The following is a 10542-nucleotide window of genomic DNA, read 5'->3' as shown; positions in this document are numbered from 1 at the left end:
AACCTGCTCTCCAATGCCTTTAAATTTACGCCCAAAGAAGGTAATATTGTGCTAACCGTGACTCCGATCAATTCAAAACAAATGATCATGCTCTCAGTGGCTAACTCGGGCTCAGGAATTCCTAAAGAAGAATTAAATACGATTTTTGAACTCTTTTATCAATCCACCACTGGAAAGAAAAACAAAGGAACAGGTATCGGTTTGGCGCTTACCAAAGAACTTATAGATTTACATAAAGGAAATATTGAAGTGGAATCCTCTCCCATGGATGGCACCACATTTACCATTACTTTCCCAATCCACGAGGAAGCTTATACCGATTCAGAAAGAGTCACGGCCGACTATGAAGAGAATTCCACTGAATTCCAATTAGAAAACCTAATTGTACCACAAGCATACCTGAACCCAAAAGTCTTGAATAAAACGATCCTTATCGTGGAAGACACGTTGGACTTACAAATCTTCTTGAAAGAACTCTTACAGGAGCATTACAATATTATTTTAGCCGAAAACGGCATTGAAGGCTATCATTACGCCAAAAGCAATATTCCAGACTTGATTTTAAGCGATATTATGATGCCCGAATTGGACGGCATCGAAATGTGCAAAAAACTGCAGGACGATCAGCTTACAAAACACATTCCCATTATTTTATTAACCGCCAAAAACTCGACCCATTCTAAAATAGAAGGTTTAAAATCGGGCGCCATCGAGTACATTAACAAACCGTTCAACACGAATGAACTGCTGTTAAAAATTCAGAACATTCTGATCGCCAAAGACCATATCATCTCCAAATACCGAAAAGAAGTTATTTCAAGCCCCGAAGTCTCCTTGGAAAAATCGCAAGACGAAATTTTCCTTGAGAATTTAGTAGCCAACATCAACTTACGATTGGAAGATGCTGATTTCAAAATTGACGAACTGGCTATCCCTTTAAACATGAGCTATTCCAGCATGTATAGAAAATGCCAATTTCTTACAGGCAAAAGTTTAGTTGATTTTGTAAGGTTATTGCGATTGAAGAAAGCCGCCATTCTCATTACCAAACAAGGTTACACAATTTCAGAAGCCGCTTTTATGAGCGGATTTAATGATCCTAAGTATTTTTCAAAATGCTTTAAAAAAGAATTCCAAAAGAGTCCAGCCGACTTTAAGAAGGAAGCTCAAAAGCATGGCGTTGATGAGTATTTAGCCAAGTATGAAGTAAGTTCGTTTACATAGGATTTCGCCTGTAAAGTGGCCGTTTGAACGCCCTCAATTTCAAACCTGTCGGCATAAAATTATATCAAACACATTTCACAATCAACAAATCGAAATGAGTTAAAATTTCCACTTGTCCGATCAGACTATGGCCTAAATTTCAATTAATTTAGGCGGAAATAAAAAACAATGCCAGAACTACCAGAAGTCGAAGGTTACAAAGTTTATATAGACAATACCGCGCTCCATAAAAAAATTACCGCCTTTGAATGTCGCGAAAACCGACTGCTTAAAAAATCAAAATCAGATTTTGAAGCCAATCTTATTAACCAAGAGTTCACCGCAACCGAACGGATCGGAAAGTATTTATTTATAAAGACTTCAGGCAAAAAAGTATTGGTCATGCATTTCGGCATGACCGGGAAACCTACCTATTATAGAGCCAAAGAAGACCGTCCAAAATACGGCCATATTGTGCTCACTTTTGAAAATGGTTTTCATTTCGCCTTTGAAAGTAAGCGCAAATTCGGTTGGTGGGATTTGATCGACTCAATTCCCGAATATAAAGCAGCGCACAAATTAAGCGATGACGCCAGAGACTTAAGTTTGAAAGATTTTAAAGCCTCCTTAAACAGTCGCAAAACAGCTATCAAAGCAGTGCTCATGGACCAAAGTGTCGCTGCAGGAATTGGCAATTGGATGGCCGATGAAATTTTGTACCAATCTAGAATTCATCCGGAATCGAAAGTACAAAACCTCTCCGAAAATAACATTGAGACGATTTTCAAAGCCATGAAAAAAGTGATTGAAGTGGCCCTAGAAAACGATGCCCATTACGATGATTTCCCCGAAGACTTTTTAATCCATTTTAGAAAAGAAGGTGGAATTTGCTTTCATACTGGCGCTGAAATTCAAAAAATAAAAGTGGGCGGTAGATCTACTTATTTCTCTCCTAAATATCAGAAAATGATCAAGTAATTTAAATTGAAAATTTATGGAGAATTTCAAATATTGAAATCTTTATGTTTCTTAAGAATCTTGGGAATAACACTTTTGTATGTTAGAGCATTGGTTTAAACTTTCCAACCTTTTTTGCGTGAGGGATAGAAGTGGAAAGCCCACAGCATCCCCGATATTTATCGGGGATGCGAGGACTTGTAACGGATAGCCCGACCCTTTAGGGTCACGCCCAAATAAACCGAAAAAGACTTTTATAGGCTCAAACAATAATCTTTAAACTCCCGCCCTCTTGTCTTTATCTTGAAACATCAAACTAAAAATATATCCGAAAACAAAACACGAAGCAACACCGAAAAACGAGTACATTAAAAAGCTAATCTCAGTAAAGGCGCTGATGTACCAAATGACTAAGGCACTTACCACCAAGCCCATCAAGGTTCCTTTGGCATTGGCTTTTTTGGTCAGCATTCCCAAAAGGAACATCCCACCTAAACCGCCTGTAAAAAGTCCCAAGAAACGATAGAATTGATCCCAAAGTGATTTAATGTTGCTACCTGCCATCCAAAGCGCCAAAAGCACGCCAAGAATACCAGTAACCATCGTAGCGATCCTTGCAATTCGCAATAACTTTTTATCATCTACTTTAGGCTTATAGTGCAAATGGAAATCATTACAATACGCCGTGGATACAGAATTTAAACTACTACTAATGCTCGACATGGCGGCCGAGAAAATTCCCGCCACCAACAAACCTGAAACGCCTATTGGCAATTCACGTACAATATACCACGGAAAAATAGAGTCGTTATTGGAAATAGCCGGCGATAATTTGCTTGGCATTTCAGAATAAAACATAAACAACAAGGTTCCGATTCCAAAAAAGATAATCGTTGCTGGCAAAGTCAATACGGCATTCGTATATAAAGTTTTTTGAGAATCCTTGACGCTGGAACTTGTTAAATAGCGTTGCACAATGGTTTGATCGGTACCTTGAGTCACCATGGCCGACGCCAATCCACCAATAAACACCACCCAAAACGTAGATTCGGTAAAGTTGAAATCAAAATTGGCAATATTGAATTTATCGCGATCCGAAGCATAAGATATCATATCGCCAAACGAAGCTTCCGTGTGCATCATGATCCATACCACGGCTACAATACTACCGCCCAAAAGCACGACCACTTGCATCACATCGGTCCAAACCACGGCTTCAATTCCTCCAAACGTCGTGTAGAATACACAAAGTACGCCCATGATTAAAATACTGGTCTCCACAGGAATTCCCGTGACAATGGAGATGGCCAACGAAGGCAGCAACAACACAATCCCAATGCGTCCTAATTGAAACAAGATAAAAGACAAACTTCCAAAAGCACGCGCGGTATAATTGAAGCGATCTTCCAAATATTCATAAGCTGTTTTTATTTTCAGTTTATTAAAGAAGGGAATAAAAATAAAGGCGATGACAGGGGTAATTAGAATGGCTGTAATATTGAGCATGAAAAAGGACCAATCCGTCACAAAAGATTTGGCCGGAATCGCCATAAACGTAATGGCACTGAGCAAAGTTCCAAAAACACTTAAGCCAGACGCCCACCACGGGATGCGACCGCCACCTGTAAAGTAGTCTTCAGTAGAGTTCTGTTTGCGAGCAAAATAAAGCCCAATCAATACCGATATCAATAAGTACACAACAAGAACCGTATAATTAAGAAATCCGAACGGGTGTGCGGCATCAGCAATTTTGAAGGATTCTACGGCAGCCGTACGAATGCCAGGCGACACTTCACCGGAAACGATCAGAAAATCATTGCCATCTTTAAATGAAAGTGCTGTAACTGGAATCTCAGAGTCTAAACTCGCATACACAAACCACTGTTTAGTAATAGTATTATAAGCCAAAATATCCTTTGAAAATCCAGGATGGTTGTTTAAAATAGCGTCTCTTCTGGAGGTTAATGCCGTTGCAGTAGCCTCGTCTGGCATTTTGCCCATATCTAAGGCAATCGTTTCCAATTCATCAAAAAGCACTGCATCGCTACCGCCATAAACCATGATGTGCATGGAACCCATCACTTCAGCCGAAGCCCCCATCAATACTCGAGGTTGACCCTCTATAAGCAAATCCCCTTCATCATTCCAGGTTTGTTTTTTAAAATCGTAGGTCAGATAATTGGTTAGGGTTTCTGATTTTTGTCCGGCCACTTCATGGCGTCCACCAATGACAAATAACTTTTGATTGGTCTGTGTTTCCTGAACCGCCGTGGTATGTAGCGCTCTTGGCAAGCCGGGGAAATCAGCTAATTTCTCCCAATTTTTCGCATCCTTTAAAGCCAATCTATAAAATGAATTCGTGCTGCGTTGACCATTCGAACCGCCTACCAGATACACAAATCCGTCAGCGATGACTGCCGAAGAAAAACCCAACGGTTCTGGAAGTTTCGGATATTCAGTAATCTCAACATCTTTAGTCACACTATTATATGAGATCAACCATACAACATCACTTGTGAGCGCTTCATTATTACCACCCATGCACAAGACCCCGTTTTCAGTGGAAACCGATGCCGAGTAGCCTAATGGCATTTGCAATTGTTTTGCCGAGATACGCCATTGGCCATTTTCAAAAATATAAATGGCTTTGCTCCATACTTTTTTACCACCTTCCCAAGGCAAGCCTTCTGGAAAGTTAGCACCGCCAGCAGCTATCAAAACCCCATTATGAGCGCCGCCTAACATTCCCGCATAACCAAGCGATTCGGTAGCACCCTTTTGTGCAGGCAAATTAGGAAGATTCTTTACATCGAGTTTAGAGATTTCCTGTCCAAAAGATGGCATGCAGATTAAAAATAGCACCAATAAAATGGCCGTCTTCTTAATTATTTTCATATTACAAACTTTATGTTATAAAACTGGTTGGTTTAATTTGCCTTCCGATTAAAATTCCGTCATTTTTGTGTTACCACTAAACTATTGAAAAATCAAAAAAGCGATTGAAATATAAAACTTATCTCGCTAAGTTAAGAAAATATGACTATTTGTATTATGTATAACATATTAATTTCTAAATTTGTTATACACATCTTTTTAAGTCAAGAAAAACACATATAATGGCCTGTCCACGTTTTAAATACAATAAGATTTATGCGCTGTTCATTCTCGCAATTTTTCTTCAATCCTGTGCTTCCGTCGATGCGCCAAAACCGATAGGACCGCTTCCCACTGCCCAACAGATGGCATGGCAAGAAATGGAGCTTTACGGTTTTATCCATTTTAGCATTAACACGTTTACGGATGATGAATGGGGTTACGGCAACAAGTCTCCCGAGTTGTTCAATCCCACCGAAATGAATGTCCGTCAATGGGCCAGAATTGCCAAGGAAGCAGGCATGAAAGGTTTGATTTTAACTGATAAACATCACGACGGCTTTTGTTTATGGCCTTCAGAATACACGGATTATTCCGTAAAAAATTCTCCCTACAAAAACGGCAAAGGCGATGTTGTTAGAGAATTGGCTGACGCTTGTAAAGAATACGGACTCAAAATGGGCATCTACCTTTCGCCTTGGGACCGAAACAACGCCGATTATGGTAAACCAGAATACATTACCTATTTCAGAAATCAGTTGACCGAATTATTGACCAATTATGGCGATATATTTGAAGTCTGGTTTGATGGCGCCAACGGTGGCGACGGTTATTATGGTGGTGCTCATGAGGTGCGCACCGTCGATAAAAAAACCTATTATGATTGGGAAAACACCAACGCTTTAATTCGAAAACTCCAACCAAATGCTATTATTTGGAGTGATAATGGTCCTGATGCACGTTGGGTGGGCAACGAACATGGTTTTGCTTACGAAACCACCTGGTCGCCTTTATTAAGAGATTCCATTTATGGAGGCATGCCCGAATATGCCGAAAAATATTCCATGGGTCAAGAAAACGGAACCCATTGGGTCCCTGCAGAAGCCGATGTGTCCATCCGTCCGGGTTGGTACTATCACAAATCTGAAGATAACAAGGTCAAAACCTTGAAGGAATTATTAGACATCTACTATAAATCAGTTGGTCAGAATAGCACACTTTTATTAAACCTTCCTGTGGATAGAAGAGGTTTGGTTCATGAAAATGACGAAAAACAACTCAAAAAATTAACCGCTCAACTCAAAGAAGATTTTGCAAATAATTTAGCTTTAAAATCGAAAACTTCCGCCAATCATGTCCGTGGCAATTCTACTAAATACAACGCTAGTAATGCCGTGGATGGCGATAAAAACACTTATTGGACAACCAACGATGATATCATAAAAGCTTCTATTACCATAGATTTTGAAAAGCCAACTGTCTTTAATCGTTTGTTGGTTCAGGAATATATTCCGTTAGGACAACGTGTGAAGCAATTTTCATTGGAAGCTAAAGTGGATGGAAAATGGGAAACGATCGACAACCAAACCACCATAGGCTACAAACGCATTTTAAGGTTGGAAGATATCACAGCAACCAAAATCAGACTCAATATTGAAGATGCCAAAGGCCCTCCACTCATTTCAAACATTGGGGTTTACCATGCCCCATTAGTGGTTGATGTTCCAACAATAAGCAGAACTAAGCAAGGCGAAGTAAGCTTACTGACGCCCGAACAAGGACTCACTGTGTATTATACTTTAAATGGCGAAGAGCCCACGACGGCATCTTCAAAATATTCAGAGCCATTTCTAATTGAACAACCAACAGTTATTAAAGCGTTTTCAATCGATCCTGAAACTCAACGTCAAAGTGATATCATTACCGAAAGTTTGGACATCAACAAAAGTCTTTGGAAAATATCTAGTGCAAACGGTTCAACCATCACAGAAGAAGCTATTGACGATAATCCATTAACAAACTGGTCTGCCAACAAAAAGTTGCTTTCTGATTATAAAATCGATTTGGGCAAAACAACCACCATAAAAGGTTTCACCTACACCCCGAGTCAAGACCGATGGGTTTCCGGTGTGATTACACATTATAGTTTTTATGGCAGTATGGATGGTAAAAATTGGACAAAATTATCTGAAGGCGAGTTTTCAAACATCATCTCGAATCCGATGCAACAAAAAGTCATGCTCCCAAAAACAGCTTCAGTAAAATACATCCGATTGATGGCCGATAAAATCATGAATGATAAAGATCAAGCGCTTATCGCTGAGATTGGCGTTAGCACGCAATAAACCTTTAAATAATTTAATAACTTGAATCCTATGAGAATTTCATTAGCCTTAGTGGTCTCCTTTTTGTTTTTGGCTTGTAACAATCCGAACAAATACCATCTGAATGCCACGTCAGATTATCAAATCATTCCACAGCCAGTGTCTTTAGAAATGCAATCGGGCAGATTTTTAGTAAATTCAAACACGAAGGTTTCTGCTGCATCAGATTTAGAAAATGAGGGCGAATATTTAGCGGATATGCTCAGTCATCTCAGCAAATCAACGGTCGGTTTTAAAGAAGGTTCTTCGGGAAATATCCAATTAAAAATTGATGATGCTATAGAAAATGAGGAAGGCTATGACATTTCAGTAACCTACGATAATATTGTAATTTCAGGCAAAACATCTAAAGGGGTTTTTTATGGCATTCAAACCTTGAGACAGTTGATGCCTGCTTCTATCGCACCTCAAACTGATGTCAGTATTCCAGCCGTAACCATTAAAGACCATCCTAGATTTGCCTACAGAGGAATGCATCTTGATGTAGCGCGGCATATGTTTCCTGTAGAATTTATCAAAAAGTATATCGATCTCATCGCCATGCATAAAATGAACACGTTTCATTGGCATTTAACCGAAGACCAAGGCTGGCGCATCGAAATTAAAAAATATCCAAAACTCACAGAAATAGGTTCCAAAAGATATGGTACCATTATAGGACACCATCCAGGCACTGGAAATGACGAAACCGAATATGGCGGCTTTTACACGCAAGAAGAAGTCAAAGACATTGTAAAATACGCTGCAGAAAGACATGTTACCGTCATTCCAGAAATAGAATTACCTGGTCATGCTAGCGCAGCAATTGCAGCTTATCCTTTTTTAAGCTGTTTCCCTGAAGAACCTACAGTGGTCACTAATAACATGGGATCAAAGGCAGGGAAAGAAGTACAAGCCAACGGCATGCCAAAAATTGTTCAAGAAACTTGGGGCGTTTTTGATGATGTTTTTTGTGCAGGAAATGAAGAAACCTTCCAGTTTCTTGAAGATGTATTAGCCGAAGTGATTCCGTTATTTCCATCCGCATATATTCATATTGGTGGCGATGAATGTCCTAAAGCCAATTGGAAAAGATGTCCTAATTGCCAAAAAAGAATGAAAGATAATAACTTAGCCGATGAACATGAACTGCAAAGTTATTTCATCCAACGCATTGAAAAATATTTAAATGGCAAGGGCAAAAAAATCATTGGCTGGGATGAAATCTTGGAAGGTGGCTTGGCGCCTAATGCTACCGTGATGTCCTGGAGAGGCGAAAAAGGTGGGATTGAAGCAGCCAAACAGCACCATGATGTTATTATGACTCCGGGCCATTCGTGCTATTTTGATCATTACCAAACTGAAGATAAAGAAAACGAACCCTTGGCTATTGGCGGCAAAACAACAGTTGCCGATGTGTATGCCTATGATCCTACTCCCAAGGAATTAACCGACGCTGAAAACAAATACATCCTTGGTGCGCAAGCCAATGTTTGGACAGAATACATGAAAACCTCGGATTATGTCGAGTATATGATTTTACCACGCATGACGGCCCTATCGGAAGTCGTATGGTCGTCAAAAGAGAATAGGGATTTTGAAGATTTTAAAACGCGTCTTAACACCATGAGAAAACGCTATGATGCCATGGGATTGAATTACGCGAAACATATTTTTGAAACCCAATCAGACCTCCCAATAGAAACTAAATAATGAAAAAAACAGCTCTACTTCTACTTTTAAACTTTATTTGCTTTAGTGCATTTTCGCAAGCAGAAATCACTGAAAACGAGATCAAAGACCATATCGTATTCTTGGCATCAGAAAAAAATGCAGGTCGCTATCCTGGGACTAAAGCCAACCGGGACGTTGTCAAATACATCATCAAAGATTTCAAAAAACAAGGCCTACTTCCTTTGGAAAAAGGCTACCAGCAGAAATTTAAAGCACGTTTACGTGTCGACAAAGGAGAACCTGAAAAGCGCCTCGCTAAAACTTCCAATGTGGTAGCTTATCTGGAGGGTAATGATCCTGTATTGAAAAATGAATACATCATTTTAGGTGCACATTACGATCATTTGGGCATGGGTGGCCCTTCGTCAAAATCAGACCAAAGAAATACCGTGTATTACGGTGCCGATGATAATGCCAGTGGCACCGCCACACTTTTAGAAATTGCAGAGAAAGTTGCCGCCAACAAGCATAACTTAAAACGCAGTGTCATTTTCATAGCCTTTGGAGCTGAAGAACAAGGTTTATTAGGTAGTCAATATTTTATAGACCATCCGTTAGTGCCTCTTTCACAAATCAAATTAATGATCAATATGGATATGGTGGGCCGATTAAATGAAGCGAATCATGTGTATATGAACGGAGCAGGCACCTTTCCTAATGGTGTGGAATTTATGCAAAATCTGGGAGATTCCTTAAACTTAACGCCTGTGGTTCATGCGGGTTCTGTCGGAGGTTCCGACCATGTATCCTTTTACAAAGCTGGACTGTCCGTTTTAGGCATCCATACGGGCGCACATCCGCAATACCATCTGCCGGAAGATATTGCCGATTTGATAAACTTTCCAGGACAGAAAAAAGTCAGCGATTATATTTATGCCGCTTTAATGGCATTTGCAACGACGGATTATAAAATGGAATTTATTCCGCAAGATTAAAAATTAAAATGTTAACTACTAAACACTAAAAATGAGACTAATTCCAATTGCTTTGATAGCACTCCTAACTTTAACCAATTGCGAAGAAAGAACCAGGTCATTTTCATCTTCTGAAATTGCACTGCTTCCAAAACCAGCTTCTTTAGATTTAAACGAAGGCTCTTTTGCCATTACTGACGGGCAACAAATTCTCGCAGATCTTGAAGAGCAGCAAAACGCCGCCGCGGATTTTCAAGCATATATTACAAAAACTGCCGGTTTTAAATCTTCCGTAGTTAAAAGTTATGGTCCTTCTATCAGTTTTGAGAAAAAGGAAGATCTTGGCCCAGAAGCCTACGAATTAGTGGTATCGCCAAAAAAAATAAGCATTTTGGCAAATGGCGCTGCAGGCTATTTTTATGGCGTTCAAACTTTGAAGCAGTTAGTAGCAGCTGAAACTGCCGAGGGTTCTCAAACCACCACCTATTTAATTCCAT

Annotated in this window: 7 protein-coding genes; 6 read left to right on the top strand and 1 reads right to left on the bottom strand. The window is 39.7% G+C overall.

Translation table 11 applies throughout. The features are described 5' to 3' along the window. On the top strand, positions 1-1224 hold a 1224-nt coding region (locus ABIQ28_RS13820; RefSeq protein WP_348038298.1), incomplete at its 5' end, for a response regulator. A gap of 168 nt (positions 1225-1392) precedes the next feature. Further along, a complete protein-coding gene (locus tag ABIQ28_RS13815) occupies positions 1393-2181 on the top strand; it encodes a DNA-formamidopyrimidine glycosylase family protein (protein WP_348038296.1) in 789 nt (262 codons plus the stop codon). A 255-nt stretch (positions 2182-2436) separates the two neighbouring features. On the opposite strand, the gene ABIQ28_RS13810 is transcribed toward ABIQ28_RS13815, so the two are convergent. Continuing rightward, on the bottom strand, positions 2437-5055 hold the full coding sequence (locus ABIQ28_RS13810; RefSeq protein ID WP_348038294.1) for a sodium/solute symporter: 2619 nt from the start codon (positions 5053-5055) through the stop codon (positions 2437-2439). Between the two features lie 221 nt (positions 5056-5276). Between ABIQ28_RS13810 and ABIQ28_RS13805 the strand changes: the two genes are divergently transcribed. The 4 genes from ABIQ28_RS13805 to ABIQ28_RS13790 form a co-directional block, all read left to right on the top strand. Next, a complete protein-coding gene (locus tag ABIQ28_RS13805) occupies positions 5277-7379 on the top strand; it encodes an alpha-L-fucosidase (RefSeq protein ID WP_348038292.1) in 2103 nt (700 codons plus the stop codon). Between the two features lie 30 nt (positions 7380-7409). Next, positions 7410-9110 carry a beta-N-acetylhexosaminidase gene (locus ABIQ28_RS13800; RefSeq protein WP_348038290.1) on the top strand — a complete coding sequence of 567 codons (1701 nt, stop codon included), beginning with the start codon at positions 7410-7412 and terminating at the stop codon, positions 9108-9110. Beyond that, positions 9110-10066 carry a M20/M25/M40 family metallo-hydrolase gene (locus ABIQ28_RS13795; RefSeq protein WP_348038288.1) on the top strand — a complete coding sequence of 319 codons (957 nt, stop codon included), beginning with the start codon at positions 9110-9112 and terminating at the stop codon, positions 10064-10066. Before ABIQ28_RS13800 ends, ABIQ28_RS13795 begins: the two co-directional genes overlap by 1 nt. A gap of 31 nt (positions 10067-10097) precedes the next feature. Further along, on the top strand, positions 10098-10542 hold a 445-nt coding region (locus ABIQ28_RS13790), incomplete at its 3' end, for a glycoside hydrolase family 20 zincin-like fold domain-containing protein (RefSeq protein WP_348038286.1).

Source organism: Gelidibacter sp., from assembly GCF_039916245.1.
Lineage (GTDB): Bacteria > Bacteroidota > Bacteroidia > Flavobacteriales > Flavobacteriaceae > Gelidibacter.
The sequence above is the reverse complement of the archived record's forward strand: the minus strand, read 5'-3'. Positions and strand labels throughout refer to the sequence as shown.